19 protein-coding genes are annotated in these 19,021 nt (G+C 41.4%); 9 read left to right on the top strand and 10 right to left on the bottom strand.

Features of this window, described 5'->3' with window-relative positions; translation table 11 throughout:
- Positions 1-52: 52 nt before the first annotated feature.
- Together C9414_RS05165 and C9414_RS05160 are read left to right on the top strand one after the other, a co-directional pair.
- Complete coding sequence (locus C9414_RS05165) at positions 53-1,351, top strand: NCS2 family permease (RefSeq protein ID WP_047203497.1); 1,299 nt, start codon at positions 53-55, stop codon at positions 1,349-1,351.
- Between the two features lie 370 nt (positions 1,352-1,721).
- Positions 1,722-1,943 carry a DeoR family transcriptional regulator gene (locus tag C9414_RS05160; protein WP_008356419.1) on the top strand — a complete coding sequence of 74 codons (222 nt, stop codon included), beginning with the start codon at positions 1,722-1,724 and terminating at the stop codon, positions 1,941-1,943.
- Positions 1,944-2,220: 277 nt separating this feature from the next.
- On the opposite strand, the gene C9414_RS05155 is transcribed toward C9414_RS05160, so the two are convergent.
- Complete coding sequence (locus C9414_RS05155) at positions 2,221-2,937, bottom strand: pseudouridine synthase (RefSeq protein ID WP_047203498.1); 717 nt, start codon at positions 2,935-2,937, stop codon at positions 2,221-2,223.
- Positions 2,938-2,953: 16 nt separating this feature from the next.
- Positions 2,954-4,576, bottom strand: a complete 1,623-nt coding sequence (locus C9414_RS05150) for a putative polysaccharide biosynthesis protein (RefSeq protein WP_039180744.1) — start codon at positions 4,574-4,576, stop codon at positions 2,954-2,956.
- Between the two features lie 175 nt (positions 4,577-4,751).
- Between C9414_RS05150 and C9414_RS05145 the strand changes: the two genes are divergently transcribed.
- From C9414_RS05145 to C9414_RS05130, 4 genes are all read left to right on the top strand, one after another.
- On the top strand, positions 4,752-6,023 hold the full coding sequence (locus tag C9414_RS05145) for a BaiN/RdsA family NAD(P)/FAD-dependent oxidoreductase (RefSeq protein WP_107163208.1): 1,272 nt from the start codon (positions 4,752-4,754) through the stop codon (positions 6,021-6,023).
- Positions 6,020-6,217 carry a hypothetical protein gene (locus C9414_RS05140; protein ID WP_107163207.1) on the top strand — a complete coding sequence of 66 codons (198 nt, stop codon included), beginning with the start codon at positions 6,020-6,022 and terminating at the stop codon, positions 6,215-6,217. Before C9414_RS05145 ends, C9414_RS05140 begins: the two co-directional genes overlap by 4 nt.
- A gap of 140 nt (positions 6,218-6,357) precedes the next feature.
- Entirely contained in the window at positions 6,358-7,890 is a 1,533-nt protein-coding gene (gene opuD, locus C9414_RS05135; RefSeq protein WP_039180749.1) for a glycine betaine transporter OpuD, read from the top strand.
- 130 nt (positions 7,891-8,020) lie between these two features.
- The gene (locus C9414_RS05130; RefSeq protein WP_107163206.1) at positions 8,021-8,545 is read left to right on the top strand and encodes a CbrC family protein; all 525 of its coding nucleotides are present in this window, start codon (positions 8,021-8,023) and stop codon (positions 8,543-8,545) included.
- A gap of 45 nt (positions 8,546-8,590) precedes the next feature.
- On the opposite strand, the gene C9414_RS05125 is transcribed toward C9414_RS05130, so the two are convergent.
- From C9414_RS05125 to C9414_RS05095, 7 genes are all read right to left on the bottom strand, one after another.
- Positions 8,591-8,773 carry a sporulation protein Cse60 gene (locus C9414_RS05125; RefSeq protein WP_024424881.1) on the bottom strand — a complete coding sequence of 61 codons (183 nt, stop codon included), beginning with the start codon at positions 8,771-8,773 and terminating at the stop codon, positions 8,591-8,593.
- Positions 8,774-8,876: 103 nt separating this feature from the next.
- Positions 8,877-9,188, bottom strand: a complete 312-nt coding sequence (locus tag C9414_RS05120) for a rhodanese-like domain-containing protein (protein ID WP_047203503.1) — start codon at positions 9,186-9,188, stop codon at positions 8,877-8,879.
- A 54-nt stretch (positions 9,189-9,242) separates the two neighbouring features.
- Positions 9,243-9,926, bottom strand: a complete 684-nt coding sequence (locus C9414_RS05115; protein ID WP_107163205.1) for a YesL family protein — start codon at positions 9,924-9,926, stop codon at positions 9,243-9,245.
- 18 nt (positions 9,927-9,944) lie between these two features.
- A complete protein-coding gene (locus C9414_RS05110; RefSeq protein WP_107163204.1) occupies positions 9,945-11,234 on the bottom strand; it encodes a Gfo/Idh/MocA family protein in 1,290 nt (429 codons plus the stop codon).
- A gap of 17 nt (positions 11,235-11,251) precedes the next feature.
- Positions 11,252-11,776 (bottom strand): lipoprotein YteS, encoded by a 525-nt coding sequence (locus C9414_RS05105; RefSeq protein ID WP_107163203.1) that lies wholly within the window; start codon positions 11,774-11,776, stop codon positions 11,252-11,254.
- Positions 11,773-12,885 carry a glycoside hydrolase family 88/105 protein gene (locus C9414_RS05100; RefSeq protein ID WP_107163202.1) on the bottom strand — a complete coding sequence of 371 codons (1,113 nt, stop codon included), beginning with the start codon at positions 12,883-12,885 and terminating at the stop codon, positions 11,773-11,775. Before C9414_RS05100 ends, C9414_RS05105 begins: the two co-directional genes overlap by 4 nt.
- An 18-nt stretch (positions 12,886-12,903) precedes the next feature.
- Positions 12,904-13,869, bottom strand: a complete 966-nt coding sequence (locus C9414_RS05095) for an ABC transporter permease (RefSeq protein WP_047203508.1) — start codon at positions 13,867-13,869, stop codon at positions 12,904-12,906.
- Between the two features lie 231 nt (positions 13,870-14,100).
- On the opposite strand from C9414_RS05095, the gene C9414_RS05090 reads away from it, so the two are divergent.
- The gene (locus C9414_RS05090; protein WP_107163201.1) at positions 14,101-16,401 is read left to right on the top strand and encodes a helix-turn-helix domain-containing protein; all 2,301 of its coding nucleotides are present in this window, start codon (positions 14,101-14,103) and stop codon (positions 16,399-16,401) included.
- 38 nt (positions 16,402-16,439) lie between these two features.
- Here the strand turns inward: C9414_RS05090 and C9414_RS05085 are convergent, their stop codons facing one another.
- The gene (locus C9414_RS05085) at positions 16,440-16,811 is read right to left on the bottom strand and encodes a winged helix-turn-helix transcriptional regulator (protein WP_034322520.1); all 372 of its coding nucleotides are present in this window, start codon (positions 16,809-16,811) and stop codon (positions 16,440-16,442) included.
- 155 nt (positions 16,812-16,966) lie between these two features.
- Between C9414_RS05085 and C9414_RS05080 the strand changes: the two genes are divergently transcribed.
- Both C9414_RS05080 and C9414_RS05075 read left to right on the top strand, forming a co-directional pair.
- The gene (locus tag C9414_RS05080) at positions 16,967-18,145 is read left to right on the top strand and encodes an MFS transporter (protein WP_107163200.1); all 1,179 of its coding nucleotides are present in this window, start codon (positions 16,967-16,969) and stop codon (positions 18,143-18,145) included.
- Between the two features lie 10 nt (positions 18,146-18,155).
- On the top strand, positions 18,156-18,998 hold the full coding sequence (locus C9414_RS05075) for an aldo/keto reductase (RefSeq protein ID WP_181286119.1): 843 nt from the start codon (positions 18,156-18,158) through the stop codon (positions 18,996-18,998).
- The last annotated feature ends 23 nt before the right edge of the window (positions 18,999-19,021 follow it).

Below are 19,021 nucleotides of genomic sequence, written 5' to 3'. Positions count from 1 at the left end.
AACGAATATTATATTAATTGTTTTGTAATAATGTTCGTAAATGGAGGATTTTATGTTTCAGTTAAAAGAAAATCAAACCAACATAAAGAAAGAAATCATTGCTGGTATGACGACATTCTTTACCATGGTCTATATTGTTGCCGTCAACCCAGGAATTCTTTCAAAAGCAGGTATTCCTTTTGACCAAGTCTTTACTGCAACAATCATCGCTGCTGTCGTCGGTACGCTCTGGATGGCACTATTTGCAAACTATCCGATTGCCATTGCACCAGGCATGGGGCTGAATGTCTATTTCACCTTTACCGTTGTCGGCGGTGGCGGCATCAGCTATCAAACAGCGTTTAGTGCGGTATTTGTTGCTGGTATACTCTTTATTATTTTATCGTTAACATCCCTTAGAAAACAACTCATTCAAGCCATTCCAGATAATTTAAAGTACGGCATTACAGCAGGAATCGGGCTTTTCATTGCGTTCATCGGCCTCCGTCAGTCTGGAATCATCGCTGCTGATCCAGAAAACCTTGTGAAGCTTGGCAATTTAAGCTCGCCTGTTGTCATTTTAACGCTTGTCGGCTTAATGATTTCGGTTATTTTAATGGTTCTTCAAATAAATGGTGCACTGTTTATCGGCATGTTAGCGACCACATTGATTGCACTCGCAACAGGCCAGCTTCATTTCCCTAAAATGCTGATGGACGTGCCTGCACTGCCTGAAGGCATGCTGATTACAAATCCAATCGCTGCCTTTGGTGACGTGTTCTCTCATCATTTGTATGCTGTCGTCTTCTCTTTCTTACTGGTGACGATTTTTGATACAACAGGCACTATGATCGGTGTTGCCGAACAAGCCGGATTAATGAAAAATGGCCAGCTGCCAAAAGTGCGCAGAGCCCTGCTCGCTGACTCTGCTGCAACAACGGTTGGTTCTATGTTTGGTACAAGTCCAACCACTGCTTATATTGAGTCATCATCAGGAGTTGCTGCTGGCGGAAGAACTGGGCTGACTTCTTTAACAGTCGCTGCACTGTTTATTGTGGCATTATTTTTTGGCCCGCTCGTTCAAGCGATTTCGTCTTTACCATCCATCACATCACCTGTTTTAATCATTGTTGGCTGCTTGATGATGAACTCGGTGTCACGCATTCGCTGGAACGAACTAGACGAAGCATTCCCTGCTTTTCTTGTCATTCTTTCGATGCCGCTGACTTCTAGTATCTCTACAGGGATTTCACTTGGATTTATTTCATATCCGCTTGTGAAATTGGCGAAAGGGAAATGGAGAGAAGTACATGTGCTTGTTCTCATCTTTGCCATCTTATTTTTCATTCAGCTCTTTTTCTTAGAAGGTTAACAGAAACAAAAAAGGCACATTCCATGTGAGGATGTGCCTTTTTGCCTTCATTGAATTTTTTATTTTGTAAATTTTCTGAGTTATTTTTCGAACGTTTGAACGTGACGGCTTCTATCGTATCCCTTATCATTATTGGGTTGTAACCGGATTCAAATCATGATATATACCATATTTCATTTCATGAAGACAAGTTTAAAAACACGTAAAGTTGACTTTTTGGTGGAACTAGATGCATAATAACGTGTATAATAGAATAAAACATTAAGAAACACGAACATTTACCATTGTTGCTTGTCCTTATTTCGCAGTTTTAGTGTAGTAAGTTGTGGTTAGTCAAGTCCATCCGATCTTATTGATAGGGAGTGGTTTTTTGAAACCTTCAACAAACCGTATGATGACTCGAATTAAATCAGTTTATATGTTCATTCAAGAGAAAGGTCTTGTGACGACACAAGAGCTGGTTGATGAATTCGGGATCACACCTAGAACCATTCAAAGAGACTTAAACGTGCTTGCCTATAACGATCTTGTTCATAGTCCAAGCAGAGGCAAATGGGAAACAACGAGAAAAAAAGTAAAAATATCATCTTAAGCGTATAATGAATTGTCCATATAACAAAAAGAACCGGCGATATGCCGGTTCTTTTCTTTTGCAGATTGTTGACAAAGGGCTAAAATGATTTTTATTTTAGCCCTTTGTCTTCTTTTCAGCGTGATAGAAAACCTTTGAAGTCTAGGAAGAACGAGCACTGGCGCGGAGCGAATTTAACATTCGTGAGCACCAGCGCGCAGGACTGACAAAGAATGCGAGGGTTTGTCTACACGCTGAAGAACCGGCGATATGCCGGTTCTTTTCTTTTGTTCTTATGTTATTCACGATTCATTAAGCTGTCTAATTCTTCATCCGTCAATTCACGGTACTCTCCAGGTGCTAAATCTTCATCTAATGAGACAGCCCCCATCGTGAGCCTTTTTAAAAAGATCACTTCATTTCCCACCGCTTGGGCCATCAGCTTCACTTGATGGTACTTCCCTTCAGTAATCGTCAAACGGATGCGTGTATCTTCCTCTTCATTCGCATCTACTTCAACCTTCGCCGGCTTCGTGTGATAATCATCTAAGATAACAACACCTTCTTCAAGACGCTTAATGTCTTGATCACCTAAAGGATATTTCAAATGAACTTCATACGTTTTAGGCACATGCTTTTTTGGAGAAAGTAATTGATGAGCAAGCTGTCCATCATTTGTAAGGAGAAGGAGACCGACCGTATCCTTATCCAGTCTCCCCACAGGAAATGGCTCCCTTGCGATATCCTCCGGCTCGAGTAAATCGACTACCGTTTCATCCCGCAGATCTTCAGTTGCTGAAATCACCCCGTCCGGCTTGTTCATCATTAAGTAAATGAATTCTTTATATTCTACACGCTCTCCGTGTACAAGCACTTCATCATTTGATGGATCAACATGATCTTTCACCTGCTTCGCCACTTCTCCATTCACTGTGACCGCCCGGGCCTTGACAAGCTTTTTCACATCTTTTCTTGAACCAAAGCCGCTGTTAGCAAGTAATTTATCAAGCCTCATGAGTATCTACCTCTTCTTAACTCTTTTTTCTTAAAAATTTCGGCATACGACTGCCAAGTACACGCTCTAGTAATCCCACCTTATAAGATAAGAACATATACACACCGCCGCCAGTGATCATGGAAATCAAAATGACGATACCCGCTTGTACAATTCCGCCTTCATAAGAAATCACTTGGTTCACAAGCTGACTTGTCATAAATGCCACCACACCCATGATCGCTGTTAAAATGCCAATCAGAATAAAACGTTTGAAAATTCTGCGGAACGAATAGCCGGCATGTCGTTTAATCATGATAAACATATACAAGATAGACGCACTATAACCTAATGCTGTTGCCAGTACAGAACCATTTCCTTGCAGCCAGCTGATCAGCGGGATGTTTAGAACCGTTTTAATAATGATCCCTAACAAAAGACTAACGATAGCAAATTTTTGTTTGTTAATCCCTTGCAGAATCGCTGCATTAATGGTGAATAAAGAAAACAATAATGCAACAGGTGCATACCAGAACAAAATGGAGATCCCAATCTCAGGGTGAACCGATGGATAGAAGAACCAATAAACCGGTCCAGCCAATGCCGAGATACCAAATGATGCAGGCAGCACGAAAAATAGAACGCCTTGCATCGTTTGGTCAATTTGTCGGTTTAATAATTTATAATTTCGTGATGTAAAAGATTCTGTGATAGTTGGAATTAATGTTAAACCAAATGCCGTCGCTAATGATACTGGAATCATTACAAGCTTAGGTAAATATAAAGTAACTATAGAAAGTACTGCAGTACTTATATCTTTAAAACCAGCATTAATCATTGCTTTATTAATAGTATTAGTATCAATGTAAGAGTATAGAGGAATAGCTAATCCAACAAAAACGTATGGAGCAGCATAACTAAATAGCTCAATAAATATTTTTTTATATCCAAGGCCTAAATTTGGTCCAGAATTAGGCTGCATCGCAAGTAATTTATCTTTCCGCTTGATCCAATATACATATAACGTGAATAAACCTCCAAAAGAACCAATCAGAGCAGCAAAAGTAGCATATCCTACTGCGATGACAAGCCCACCGTTAAGAACCTTTAAAATGACATAAGTTGCCGTCAACAAGAAGATAATTCGGACTATCTGTTCAACAACTTGTGAAACTGCTGTTGGTCCCATCATTTGATGCCCTTGGAAAAACCCACGTATGAGACCCATAATCGGGACAACTAAGAGAGCCAAACTCACCATTCTAATTACATATGTCACTTGGTCAACCGTTAGTCCACCAGTTTCGGTTGATCCACCGAGCTGTATCTCAGCAAAAATTGGGGCTGATAAATATAAAATACTAAAAGCAATGATACCTGAAACAAGCATGACAGACATGCCGGCTCTAAACATTTTTCGTGTTGTCTCAAAGTCACCAATCGCATTATATTTTGAAACAAATTTAGACACTGCTGCTGGAAAACCCAGAGTAGCAATGCTAATGAAAATCGTAAACTGATTGTATCCATATTGAAATAGCGCACCACCAGTTGCTCCAACCATTGCGCTAAATGGAATTAAATAAATCATACCAAGAATACGAGAGAGATACGTCCCTATCGTTAAAACCAACGTACCACGAAGCAGTTTATTAGACATGCGCTTAACCACCATTTTTCTAATGAATATTCAACTTAACTATTTTACCACATCAACTCAACACACAGGTAACAAATCCAATACTGAAGTCACAAAACCAATCAATTCATATTTCAGCCTTCCCTAATCTTCGTTATAATAGAAAAATGACTGAAAGTAGAAAGAGGAATGTAACATGAAACATTATGATGTCATTGTCATTGGCGGCGGACCTTCTGGACTGATGGCCGCGATTGCATCAGCAGAGCATGGCGCTACTGTTCTGTTAATTGACAAAGGAAACAAACTTGGCAGAAAGCTGGCCATTTCTGGCGGCGGACGGTGTAACGTCACCAATCGCCTTCCAGTAGAAGAAATCATCAAGCATATTCCCGGAAACGGCCGTTTTCTATATAGTGCATTTTCTGAGTTCAACAACGAGGATATTATTTCATTTTTTGAAAACCTTGGCATTGAACTAAAAGAAGAAGACCATGGACGTATGTTCCCTGTGTCAAACAAAGCACAATCTGTTGTGGATGCCCTTCTAGACAGGCTCCGCGCCCTCAATGTCACCATTCGAACGAACGAAAAAATTAAAACGGTTCTGTATCAAGACGGACAAGCAGCTGGAATTGTTACAAATAATGATGAAAAAATTTCAAGTAAGGCTGTCGTCATTGCTGTCGGCGGAAAAAGTGTACCGCATACCGGCTCTACTGGTGACGGCTATGCATGGGCAGAAGCAGCCGGTCATACCATTACAGAGCTTTTCCCAACAGAGGTACCGGTCACATCAAATGAACGATTTATTAAAGAAAAAGTGCTTCAAGGTCTTTCTTTAAGAAGTGTGGCTGTCAGTGTTTTAAATAAAAAAGGGAAACCCGTCGTCACACATGTCATGGATATGATCTTTACTCACTTTGGTTTATCGGGTCCAGCTGTTCTTAGATGCAGCGGATTTGTTGTGAAAGAATTGAAAAAGCAGCCGGCAGTCCGCCTGCAAATCGACTTATATCCGAAGTTGAATGACGAGGAGCTGTTCCAAAAGCTTCTTCGTGACCTAAAAGATGAACCGAAGAAAGCCATTAAAAATGTCCTCAAGTCTTGGATGCAAGAACGCTATTTATTGTTTCTATTAGAACGGAACGGTATTGATCCACAAGACACATTCTCTGGTCTAGCCAAGGATAAACTGCGTGCATTTGCCCATGATTGCAAACATTTTATTGTGCATGCAAATGGTACCCTATCCTTGGATAAAGCGTTCGTGACAGGAGGCGGCGTTTCTGTGAAAGAAATTGAACCGAAGAAAATGGCGTCTAAAAAAATGCCAGGTCTTTATTTCTGCGGAGAAATTCTAGACATCCATGGCTATACTGGAGGCTACAATATCACGTCAGCACTTGTGACAGGCAGGCTTGCCGGCATGAATGCTGCACTAGAAGCAAAGGAGAGAGGTCAATGATCAGACGTGCACTACCGATTGTTCTTGCGGTCGTTATTAGTTTGACAGCCGCTGTTTTCTTGAAGCTGTCGATTTCCCCGTTAAAAATCGCTATTGTTTTGGCGTTTACCATTTTCGCTGTATGTTTAAAAGAATATGTCTACCGTCTTCGCAAACGAATTGAGGAAAAATCGTCTTCCCATATCGATAGTTGATAAATGGAAGCAAAACATGTTACGGTAAAGTAGAGGTCGAGTGAGAAGCTCGCCTCTTTTTGTTTGAAATAAGTTGAGTTAGGGGATATTAAGCAAAGTCCTCTGCTTAAACGTGTAGAACAACAGGAGAGTGAGATGGTGTGAAAAACGTATCAAGTGTATTTTGGATTGTGATTGCGATCACATTTGTTGCCGTGATGTGGGGAGCATTTTCTCCAGACACATTGCAAAATGTCACAGATCAAATTCAAACATACATTACAAATGACTTTGGCTGGTATTACTTGTTAGTGGTATCACTGCTTGTCGGCTTTTGTCTATTCTTTATCTTTAGCCCAATCGGTAAGATTACGCTAGGAAAACCGGGGGAAGAGCCTGAATTTGGTCTATTTTCTTGGTTTGCTATGCTATTTAGTGCCGGTATGGGAATTGGTCTTGTTTTTTACGGAGCAGCTGAACCGATCAGCCACTATGCTATTCAGTCACCAACAGGGGAGACTGAAACGGCACAGGCCTTCCGCGATTCCCTTCGCTATACATTTTTCCACTGGGGGCTTCATGCATGGGCTATTTATGCCATTGTTGCACTTTGCATTGCTTACTTTAAATTTAGAAAAGATGCACCTGGCTTAATCAGTGCAACGCTGCAGCCTGTTTTAGGAAATAAAACGAATGGATGGATCGGAAAAACCATCGATTGTATTGCGGTATTTGCAACTGTAGTTGGTGTTGCGACAAGCCTAGGATTAGGTGCGGCACAAATAAACGGTGGGTTGAATTATCTTTTTCATATTCCAATTGCCTTTAGCACACAATTGATCATTATTATCATTGTGACGGTGCTTTTCCTTGCATCTGCTTTGAGCGGAATTGGAAAAGGCATTAAATACTTAAGTAATATCAACATGGTATTAGCAGCTGTTCTGATGTTTTTCTTACTTTTGGTAGGTCCAACTGTTTTTATCTTAAATTCATTTACTGACTCGATTGGACAATACTTATCCAATATCGTTCAAATGAGCTTCCGTCTATCTCCAAATGATCCTGAAAAGAGAGAATGGATTAATGGATGGACGATCTTTTATTGGGCATGGTGGATTTCTTGGGCACCATTTGTCGGGATCTTTATCGCTAGAGTGTCACGCGGGCGAACGATTCGCGAATTTTTAGTGGGTGTCTTAGTCGCTCCTTCTATCCTAGTATTCCTATGGTTCTCGATTTTCGGTGTATCTGCAATGGACTTACAGCAAAAGAATATTGTCGATGTTGCAGGTCTATCAACTGAAACGATGCTCTTCGGTGTGCTTAATGAATATCCGCTGGCGATGATTACATCGATACTAGCACTCATATTAATCGCCGTATTCTTTATTACATCGGCTGATTCAGCTACATTTGTGCTTGGAATGCAGACAACCTACGGATCATTGAATCCTTCTGGCAGTGTCAAAGTCAGCTGGGGCATTATCCAATCTGCTGTTGCTGCTGTGCTTTTATTTTCAGGGGGACTCGAAGCCCTGCAAAATACAGCCAAGCTCGCAGCCTTGCCGTTCTCCGTTGTCATCATATTGATGATTGTCTCGCTGTATAAATCACTAAATGATGAACGAAGAATCATCAAACAAGCCAATCAAGTCAATAAACCAAGAAGTCCAAGAGTAAAAAAAGCATAATCGCAAGCGAGAAAAAGCCGTTCCTTATCCGAACGGCTTTTTTCTATATACACAATTTAAGATTGTCTCGAGCTTGAGGATTCCTGTAAAATAATGATGAATCATCACTTTCTACATAATGGAGGTTTATATGACGTTACCTACGTTCAAGTACAACCCAGATCCAGTTTTGTTAAACGTGATTAAAAAAGAGCATACGACATGTCCTGTTTGTGAGAAAGAAAGAGATTATGTGTACCATGGCCCTTTTTATGCTGTTGAAGATGTGGAGGGAATTTGTCCTTGGTGCATTAAAGATGGATCAGCGGCTAAAAAATACAATGGAATCTTTCAAGATGATGCGAGCTGTGATGACGTCGATCAAGAGGAATATATCGATGAGCTGATCTTCAGAACGCCAGGGTACCGCGGATGGCAGCAGGAATATTGGTTAAGTCATTGCGGAGATTTTTGCGCAATCGTCCAGTATGTCGGCTGGAAGGAGATTGAACATCTAGAGGAAGAACTCGCCGAGGATATCGAAGACATTTGCAGCGGCGAAGGATTGACGAAAGAAAACCTAAAGCAATGGCTCGTCAACGGAGGAGACTTACAAGGCTACCTCTTCCAATGTGTTCACTGCAAAAAGCACCGTTTATATATTGACGCCAGCTAACCAAAGAAAAAGGACCCTTCAAGCAGGTCCTTTTTTTGATGCCGTCTATTTTTTATATAAAATGAGTGCAGAAAAACAGTAAAGTTGTTCCCCTCCCTGCTCACAGATCACCGCTACATTGTACTTGATGTCAATGATTTGGTCGTCATCCATTCCTTTTAAAAAATGATTGATTTCGCTCTGCAAATCTTTCTCATGCTCTTCATCAAATACAGCTACCTTTAGCACCTATGCCACTCTCCCTTCTCTCGCTACTCTATCTTTATGCACATAGAGAGAGGCATATGAACAAAAAAACCTTTCATCATAGATAAGATGAAAGGCCTTCTGTTTACAGCTTCGGTTTTGTTTCTCCTGTCCAAGCAAGCATTCCGCCAACAACATTGGTCGCTTGGTAACCTTGATCTTCTAGGTAATAGCAGACATTTTCACTACGTTTACCAGAGCGGCAAATAATATAATATTCCTGCGTTTGATCGAATGCACCCAGCTTCTCAGGGATATCGCCCATTCGAATGTGGACTGCTTCCGGAATCATCCCTTCTGCTACCTCTTCATCCTCACGTACATCGACAAGCTGAATGGCGTCTTCCTGCTCCAGCTTTTGTTTTAATTCTTCTATTGAAATTTCTTTCACTGACACGAGTCTCATCTCTCCTTTTCATCACGGTGACACCATTATAGCAGATGGTTCACTTCACTGCGTATTCACCCGCTTCGATTGAAGGAAAGACGGCAGCCGCTTCTTCACTTCGGCTGTCTCGTGCTCACTTTCAAACTCTACCTTTTTAAAGACTTGATAGGCCAGCCACATATGACCGTAGGCGAGTATGCTCACGCTAAAAAATGGCACGATTCCCGGTAAATAAGCAAACAGAACAAACAGCACAGCCGAGAAAACAAGCATAGAGAGTGTATATTGCAAATATGACACACCAAGCAGCAGAGAGAATTTCAGATAGAGACGTTTTTTCCAATCGTAATGAGCAAGCAGCGGAAAAATATAAAATAAGCTCACAATAAACAGAAAACCAAAAATATATATAGCAAAGCGAAGTACATGTAAGGGCCAGCTCGTCGGATAAATATAAGCAAGATCGACATAAATAATCGTTCCAATGATGAACAGCACCACTCCAATCATGTTAGAGCGGACAAACTCCTCTCGGTATACCTTCCAAAAAGTGCGGAATACATTGATCTGCTCATGCCCTTGAATCCATTTTCTCATTACGGAGAATAACGCAGTGGTCGCAGGCATCAAGCCAAAGATCCCAAGCCCTAGGATGGTGAACAAAAGCCATAACAAATTCGTATAGGCGAGTCTCATCACCCACTCACACATCCTCAGCATTCTGCTCATTGAACCATCATGATCCATCTCTTTCCCCTCCTCTCTTTACACCTTCTCTTTATGAAACAATTCATCAATTTCAATTGGTCGTTTTTCTGCGGCAGATCGCCACATGCCTTCTCCAAGAGCAATCGAATAAGCACCTGCCTCTGCACCTGCTAAAATGTCGTAGTGAATCAATGGATCTTTTCCTATAAATAAATCAGCCAAAAGCAGAGGATCTCCTCCGCCATGTCCGCCTGGCTGCTTGACGACTTCAATTGTCTCCTTTGATCCAAACATCGGGTAATAAGAAATTGTTTGTTCTGGGAATTGAAAAGGAATTCTTGATGGCACATGAAACTCATTCGTTTCAATACGCCCCTTCGTCCCATTAATAGCCAGACGATAGCCTTCATATGGGGCGGAGAATTGAATCGAATAGCTGAGCAGAGCCCCTTGATCATAAGCGACTGACGCCACATATGTATCCTCAATATCAATTTCCTGATCAAAAATACACGCATCTGGGCGATAATTTGAGTACTGCTGCGTTTGCTCCTGACCGGATTCAATATGGTCGTCCTCCACCTTTGAGCGCTCAACCCGCGGATTCCACCTTGCTTCATAATGACAGATATCCTTCACATGACATGTTCCGCAAAATCTATTTTCCTCCCCGTGCAAGGGATTCCAAGGGCTTTCGCTGCCGTAATAGTTCAGCGCCCCGTAGGCAAATACTTGCTTCGGCTTTTGATCAATCCACCAGTTGACCAGATCAAAATGATGCGTCGACTTATGAATAGACAGTCCGCCAGAGAATTGACGTGTACGGTTCCACCTTTTGAAATAACTAGCACCATGATACGTATCAATAAGCCAGCTCAATTCAACGGATGTGACCCTACCAATTTTCCCGTCTAGAATCAGTTCTTTTATCTTTCGATGGAAGGGATTGTAGCGATAATTAAAGGTGACCGTGACCTTTCCTTTACTTTCCGCCTCTTTTTCCATCACTTTTTTGGCGTCTTTTGCTGTTGTCACCATCGGCTTTTCGGTGATGACATCTAGATCATGGTCAAGTGCCTGCATGATATACGTGACATGTGTATCATCCCTGCCTGCCACAATGACGATATCTGGTTTTGCTTTCTTGACCATCTGATCAAATGCATCTTTATGAAAAAACGAAACGCCCCGGAGTGATGGAAAACGCTCCTGACAAAGTGTATACCGCTGATCATCTATATCTAGGAGCCCTGTAATCTTATACTGCTCATTGAAATCCTCTGTAAGCGGTCGAATAAACATATTGAACGCACGATGACTCAGCCCGCAAATCACGACCCGTTTCACATTCCTCACCCCATTTTCTATTGGTTTTCACGAAGCTGTTTCATAAGAGATAGCGCCTCTTTCGTCTTGTCAGCATACACGGGAATAAAAGCGACCATATCTCGATGTAATTGAAAGGTATAACCGTTGAGTTTTTTCGTTCCTTTATTGATTTGTACCGCATAATCGACCGTTTTCCCTGTCTTTTTGTCCTCGACCGTATATGGTCCTGCTGCTTGATCGCCTATTTCCATCTCTTCCAGCAGCTGAAAGCTTTCAGGATCATCATACGTTCTAAACATTTCTTCTGGGACAAGCATCACGTCCCCCTCTTTTGAGGTAATTTCAACAAGAAGCTTTTCAGGAACCGCCGGAAAGATGTGGACGCTATAAGTCTCTTGTTCCGGCTGAAAAGCCTTCTCCGCTAATTGATCCTTCATTCCTTTTGACATATCAGAAAAAATCAGGACATCGATACCGTTTGTTTTCCCCTGACAGGCAGATAAACAAAAGGCAGCGATGAAACTGATGAGCCATACGACGGCTCTTTTTTGCCTTCTCATGCCTTTTGAAAAACAGACAGCTTTTCTAGCTCAGTTAACGCCATAATAAAAGCGCCTGCCCCGTGCAAGTCATTTGTGCTCCGCTCTCTTCCAACGTAATAATCATAAAATCCCGCAGATGTTCCAATACAGATATCGTTGATGGTAAAATCACCATTTTCTTTCTCATCCGTCTTATGCTGAATCAAGCCTTGATATGCTTTGACCACATGATCAACATAACGGAGGCCCACATACCCTTCATTCATCGCCTTTGCCATGGCGTACATGAATAAACACGATCCCGAGCTTTCAAGCCAATTGTCACTGTGATCTCCTTTATCAATGATTTGATGCCAGAGACCTGTTGTTTGATCCTGGTACTTTGCCACACTTTCCAGCATGTCTGTCAGTGTTTCCTTCCACACTTTCCGCATCTCATGCTGCTCGGGCAGGTCCTCGATCATATCTGCTAATGCAAGGACATACCAGCCAAACGATCTTGCCCAAAACTCTGGGGAACAGCCGGTCTTTTGATCAGCCCATGGCATCGTTTTTCGTTCATCCCACGCGTGATAATATAGACCTGTCTGTTCATCTTTCGTATGCTTTCTCATGAGATGCTCTTGATGGATGACCATATCCACAAGTGACTCTTCATCTCTAAGCTGAGCATACTTTAAGGCAAAAGGACCGCCCATGTAGAGACCATCGAGCCACATTTGATAAGCATAATTATCTTTATGCCAAAATCCGCCCTCAGACGTGCGGTTTAGCGTACGATAAAGTCCGCGCAGCTTCTCCGCTGCGAGCACATACCGCTCCTCTCTCGTTCGTTCGTAAAGAGGGAATAAAATGAGCCCTGCTTGTATGGCATCAAGCTCATCCCTGCGAAATAACAGATTACCGTACTCATCAATGAGTGAATCCGCATAGTTTTTCACATAATCGAAATACGCCTCGTTCCCTGTTGCCTCATATAGCTTCATGACGCCGCAAAGAAAAACGCCTTGATGATAATGCCACCTTCCAGCTGGCGGCAGCTCAATTGGTGTATACGCTTTCATAATGGTTTGTGCTAATTTCTCTGCATGCTCAAGCGGTGATCCCTTTTCAATGGATAATGTCATTCTTCCTCATCTCCCTTTTTAATAAATACCTTCTTCCCCGAATTTCTTCGCTAAACGGTTTGCCAGCATGACCAAAATAAGTCCAACAGCTGCTTTAAATAAACCAACAGCGGTACTATAACTGAATTGTCCTTGCTTAAGACCTGCTGTATAGACATACGTATCAAAAATCTCCGCTACTTCCCGGTTCGTTGCGTTCAGTAATAGATAGACATGCTCAAAGCCAAGCTCAAGCGTATCACCAATTTTCAAAATAAGCAGAACGACAATGACACTTTTGATGGCAGGAAGTGTGATGTGCCACATTTGTCTCAATCTCCCCGCACCATCCATTTTTGCTGCTTCATATAGCTGTGGATCTACCGCTGTAATCGCCGCAAGATAAATGATCGTCGACCATCCCGCTTCCCGCCAGATCACCTGTAAAATGTACATCGGTCTAAACCATTCCTGACTAAGAAGGAAGTTAATCTTTTCCCCTCCAAAGAAAGCAATCAATTCATTAATTAACCCGCCATCTACTGTTAACAAAACAAAAGATAAGGACACGACAATGACCCATGACATGAAGTGAGGGATATAAATCATCGTCTGTACAAACTTCTTAAACAATGCCAATCTCACTTCGTTTAAAAGAAGGGCTAATAAAATCGGAATTGGAAAGAAAATCACAACATTCATGGCAAATAAAATCAGCGTATTTTTTAATAAGATGAAAAATGTTGGTTCTGTAAACAAGCGAATAAAGTGTTTGAAGCCAACCCACTCACTGCCAAGAATGCCGAGAAACGGCTGGTAATCTTGAAAGGCAATGATGAGCCCCCACATTGGCACATATTTAAAGACAAGAAAATAAATGAGCCCCGGCAAAATCATTAAATACAAAAACTTTTGACTAAGCAGTTGATTAAGTAAGCGCTTTCTTTTTTCGTTTTTCAAAGCTGCCGCAGGCACACCCTTGGCAGTGACATCCTCTGTTTTCATTGATAAAGCCTCCCCTCATGCTGATGCATGTGTTAACTGTATCTTAAGGATGAAAAATCCGTCTACAATCATATCAACAGATCATATTTTCATAGGTGAAGCTACTCAAAACGTTACATAAAACATAAGAAAATGATCCTAATCTCAGAAAATGATTATTGACAAACCTACCAGATTTTTGGATTAATAAATTAAGGGGAAAAGATTGTTTCGTTTGAAATGGGGGGTTTTATGAAAAGAAGGCAGTATAAATTTTATTACAAGCTTGTGACGTTTTTTTTCATACTTAGTACGATTCCTGTTATCATTGTCGGTATTTTTTCTTATCAGCATTCGCAAAAAACAGCACTTGAAAATATCTCAAATGAAAAGCTCGACAGCGTCAAACAAACGCAATCCAATATTGAGCATATTTTAAAAACGGTTGATCATTCTCTCACTCACTATGTCAGTTCGATACCTCTCCTTCAAACACTGGCAGAACCTTTAAATCCAGACCAATTCCAGCTTTATAATCAAGTACAGCAGGAACTGAACTACCTGCAAACCTTTGACACCGACCTTTCCAATATTACACTCGTCAGTAAAATGGAAGACTGGTACATGAACAATTCGGGGCTTTATCATGTCACAAGCGAAGACCAAGAAAAAGCGCTGACCTCTTACCTCAATATACCAAGTCACTCCAGCTGGGCACTTGAAGAGAATAATCCACTTGTTGCGACTAAAGAAGGTAAAGCATCCTTTTGCAAGTACAATGTGAATTTAATCAAACAACTGCCTATGAACAGCGTTCAAAAAAAGGGAATCGCTGTCGCCAGCATTCCAAGCTGCGTGATTGCTGATAACATGCCTGACTTCTCTCAATCAGATAGCATGTTTGTCATCGATACAAATGGAAAAGTGCTGCTACATAATCGCAAAGAACAAATTGGTGAATCGCTGAAATATCAAGATTTCGTCAAGCATGTGCTCTCACTTGAAAAACGATCAGGACAATTTGATATGAAGATCGACGAACTCAACTATCAAATCACATTTCAAAAATCAGATTATAATGAATGGACGTACCTATCCTTTGTTTCTATTCCAGAACTTAAGCAGCAAACGAAATCAATCGGGTGGATTACCTTTATTATCTGCACTATTTTGTTAGCGCTTTCATTATTATTTTCATGGTTTGGTTCCAGACACTTTTATAAACCAATCCGCTTATTATATGAGTCATTTGCACGCAATGAATCATTTTTGCAAAAACAGCCTTTTCAAAATGAATTTGAATTAATTGAATCGAGTATTAAACAAATGAAAGATCAAAACAATGATTTAGAGGAACGGATTGAGCAGCAAGTGACACACTTACAGCAATACTTTATGGTACGTCTGCTGCTTGGAAAGCTGACAGATGAAGAAGTAAACAACCGGTTCCAAAGCTTAGGCTTTCCCCAGGGCTGGTCTCATTTGTCCATGCTCGTGACCCAAATCGATACGTTAAAAGGAACACCTTATGAAAAAAAAGATGCTGATTTGCTTTTATTTGCGATCAATGGACTGATCGAGCAGATTATTCCGCAAGAGGAGCACCTTCAGCCAACCGTTGTCAATGAACATCAAACAACGATTATCCTTAACCACTCAAAGTCAGACGAAGAGTTTACTGAATATTTAAACCAATTAGCAGAAACCATTCAGCAGCGTATCGAAGATGAGCTTGGTTTATCGATCAGCATTGGGATCAGCCGCCAGTTTAAGGAGCTTACGATGGCAAAACACGCTTACATTGAAGGAAAAGAAGCCTTAAAATACAGACTCAAAGCAGAGAAAAAATCCATTATCTTATATGAGCATATCCAGCAAGGAAAGACGTTCAAAACCCATTTTCCAAAGCAGCTGCAGCATGATTTATTTGATGCGGTGAAAGCTGGCGATCAAGGCAAGGCGGATCACTATTTACATGTGCTCCTGCAATCCATTTTCTCTAAAAATGCAGGACCGCACGAATACCAGATCGCCCTCGCTCGTTTTTTAAACAATTTAATTGAGCTGATGCATTTGCTGGGTATTGAATTATTTGAGATCGAAGACAACAAAATGCTCTATGATACGATTTTTGAATTTAAAACCTTTGAAGATACAGAAGCATGGCTGAAACATGAGATCATCCGGCCAATTATTGACCAGCTTGCTGCACGTGAAGACTCACAATACAAAAACATCTCAGAAAAAATCATTCATATTATTCATCAAGAATTCGACTCAGATCTCACCTTGGATGAAATCGCCACACGCCTGCATTACAATCCCAATTATTTAAGCAGTATTTTCAGAAAGGAAATGGATATCTCCTTTAGCGAATATCTCTCTTCCTACAGACACCATGTCGCTAAAAACTGGCTTGTAGAAACCGATATGTCCGTCAAAGAAATTTCGGAAAAACTGAAATATAAAAACCCGCAAAATTTCATCCGATCCTTTAAAAAGCTGGAAGGCACAACTCCTGGTAAATACCGCGACCAGAAAAAAGGCACGTAAGACAAAGAGTCCCGCTCTCACAAGAAAGCGGGGCTCTTTTATTTAAACTGTTCATTTAAGATGCTGTCTTCCAGCACTGAAAGCGGCTCTCCATACACACGTTCAATATGAGCTGCTCCCCAATCGCATAGCGCATTGAGAATTCTTTCGAGTGACTGTCCGTATTCACTTAATTCATATTCCACTTTAGGCGGCACCTGTTCATAGACAATCCGGTTAATGACGCCATCACTTTCAAGCTCTCTCAGCTGCTGCGTCAGCATTTTTTGTGTGATGTTTGGCATGAGCCGCTTCAATTCGCTCGTACGTTTTTTCCCGTGTGTCAAATGACATAAAATCACACACTTCCACTTCCCGCCTATGACATCAAGCGTTGCTTCCACAGAGATATTATATTTTTTCTTTTCCATCGAATATTCACTCCTCTTTGTACGAATAGGCACTTTTTAGTACCTATATTACAAAAAAGTACGTACTTTTTTTTTCGTCATCTATGTTAGATAATAACTCTTGCCGATCGGCTTCGTCTATCAAAATGTCATCACAGAAGGATGTGAACTTACTGATGAAGAACAAGCAAAACCATTTTGCTCTGCTCGCACTAGCGATTAGTGCTTTTGCTATAGGAACAACTGAGTTCATTAGTGTCGGTCTTTTGCCAATGATCTCAGAGGACTTTGGAGTGAGCGTCAGTCAGGCGGGCTGGACTGTCTCTTTATATGCACTTGGTGTGACATTTGGTGCGCCTATATTGACTTCCCTTACTTCCACGATGAAAAGAAAGACATTGCTTTTGCTCATTATGCTCGTCTTTTTGGTTGGTAATACACTTGCCACCATTGCCCCGACTTTTTCAGTGCTGTTAATCGGCCGGGTGATTTCAGCCTTGTCCCATGGAATCTTCATGTCCATTGGCTCTACGATTGCTGCAAGCCTTGTCGTGAAAGAAAAACGGGCAAGCGCCATTGCCTTTATGTTCACTGGTTTAACAGTAGCGACTGTGACAGGTGTGCCATTCGGGACATTTCTTGGTCATGAGTTCGGCTGGCGGACATCATTTGGTGTAATTGTGATCATTGGTCTGATCGCACTGATATCCAACTATTTTCTTGTTCCGTCTCAACTAAAGCAGGGTGTGAAAACATCCTTTAAAGATCAAGCTGTCCTATTAAAAACAAAAAGAATCTTGCTTTTATTTGTCATTACAGCAACAGGGTATGGAGGAACCTTTGTCGTCTTCACATATTTATCTCCTCTCTTGCAGCATGTGACAGGTCTTGCGCCTGGGGCTGTGGCGTTGATCCTGCTTTTATACGGCATCACGATCGCAGCCGGAAATGTCATTGGCGGAAAAGCTGCTAATGCACAGCCAATGAAAGCACTGATCTATATGTTTATTATCCAAAGCATCATCTTGTTTATCCTTAGCTTCACTGCAGGATTCACAGTATTAGGCATTGGAACCGTCATGCTGATGGGGCTGTTTGCTTTCATGAATGTACCTGGACTGCAAGTAGCCGTCGTTGATTTTGCCGAAAGATACACCCCTGGAGCAGTCGACGTCGCATCTGCTATGAATATCGCTGCCTTTAATGCCGGTATTGCCATTGGCTCATTTTTAGGCGGCATCGTGACAGATTCACTTGGTCTTGTTCATACAGGCTGGGTCGGCGGCATTATGGTCCTCATCGCAGCCATTCTTACGATGATTAGTTATCAAATGGAACAAAAAGAAACCATCTAAAGGAGTTTTTATTATGGAACATTTACAAAGTACAAAAACATTAAACAATGGAGTCCGCATGCCAGGCTTTGGCCTTGGTGTATTCAAAGTAGAAGATGGAGCAGAATTAGTTGATGCTGTCAAAACAGCCATTCAATTAGGCTATCGCAGTATTGATACAGCGGCTATTTATGGAAATGAAGAAGGTGTTGGACGAGGCATACAGCTTGGTTTAGCAGAAACAGGACTGCGCCGCGAGGACATTTTTGTCACATCAAAAGTGTGGAATGCCGATTTAGGATATGAATCTACCCTTCATGCATACGAAGAAAGCTTGAAAAAACTTCAGCTTGACTACCTTGATCTGTATTTAATCCATTGGCCGGTTGAAGGAAAATACAAAGAAGCTTGGCGTGCACTGGAAACCTTGTATCGTGAAGGAAAGGTCAGAGCCATCGGAGTGAGCAACTTCCAGCCGCATCACTTAGACGAGCTATTAAAAGATACAGAGATCAAACCAGCTATCAATCAAGTAGAATTTCATCCAAAGCTAACGCAGGAAACACTCTATACGTATTTGAACTCTCATGGCATTCAAATGGAAGCTTGGTCACCGCTGATGCAGGGTGAACTACTGCATCACCCGCTGATCACAGAGCTGGCAGACACATACAGTAAAACACCTGCTCAAATTATTTTGCGCTGGGATGTACAAAAAGGCGTCATCACCATCCCAAAATCAACGAAAGCACATCGTTTAAAAGAGAACGCTGATATATTTGATTTTGTCTTAACTGATAAGGATATGAAACGTCTTTCTGACTTAAATGAAAACAAACGTATCGGTCCAGATCCAGACAACTTCGACTTTTAATCAAAACACCCCCGCTTTTTTGC

Origin of the sequence: Bacillus sp. Nf3 (assembly GCF_003028545.1) — a bacterium.
GTDB lineage: Bacteria > Bacillota > Bacilli > Bacillales > Bacillaceae > Bacillus > Bacillus safensis.
This window is presented reverse-complemented; position numbering and strand designations above follow the sequence as displayed.

Coding starts and splice junctions, on each gene's coding strand:
- C9414_RS05165 (WP_047203497.1), top strand. CDS start 53: ATGTTTCAGTTAAAAGAAAATCAAACCAACATAAAGAAAGAAATCATT.
- C9414_RS05155 (WP_047203498.1), bottom strand. CDS start 2,937: ATGAGGCTTGATAAATTACTTGCTAACAGCGGCTTTGGTTCAAGAAAA.
- C9414_RS05150 (WP_039180744.1), bottom strand. CDS start 4,576: ATGTCTAATAAACTGCTTCGTGGTACGTTGGTTTTAACGATAGGGACG.
- C9414_RS05145 (WP_107163208.1), top strand. CDS start 4,752: ATGAAACATTATGATGTCATTGTCATTGGCGGCGGACCTTCTGGACTG.
- C9414_RS05140 (WP_107163207.1), top strand. CDS start 6,020: ATGATCAGACGTGCACTACCGATTGTTCTTGCGGTCGTTATTAGTTTG.
- C9414_RS05130 (WP_107163206.1), top strand. CDS start 8,021: ATGACGTTACCTACGTTCAAGTACAACCCAGATCCAGTTTTGTTAAAC.
- C9414_RS05115 (WP_107163205.1), bottom strand. CDS start 9,926: ATGGATCATGATGGTTCAATGAGCAGAATGCTGAGGATGTGTGAGTGG.
- C9414_RS05105 (WP_107163203.1), bottom strand. CDS start 11,776: ATGAGAAGGCAAAAAAGAGCCGTCGTATGGCTCATCAGTTTCATCGCT.
- C9414_RS05100 (WP_107163202.1), bottom strand. CDS start 12,885: ATGACATTATCCATTGAAAAGGGATCACCGCTTGAGCATGCAGAGAAA.
- C9414_RS05095 (WP_047203508.1), bottom strand. CDS start 13,869: ATGAAAACAGAGGATGTCACTGCCAAGGGTGTGCCTGCGGCAGCTTTG.
- C9414_RS05090 (WP_107163201.1), top strand. CDS start 14,101: ATGAAAAGAAGGCAGTATAAATTTTATTACAAGCTTGTGACGTTTTTT.
- C9414_RS05085 (WP_034322520.1), bottom strand. CDS start 16,811: ATGGAAAAGAAAAAATATAATATCTCTGTGGAAGCAACGCTTGATGTC.
- C9414_RS05080 (WP_107163200.1), top strand. CDS start 16,967: ATGAAGAACAAGCAAAACCATTTTGCTCTGCTCGCACTAGCGATTAGT.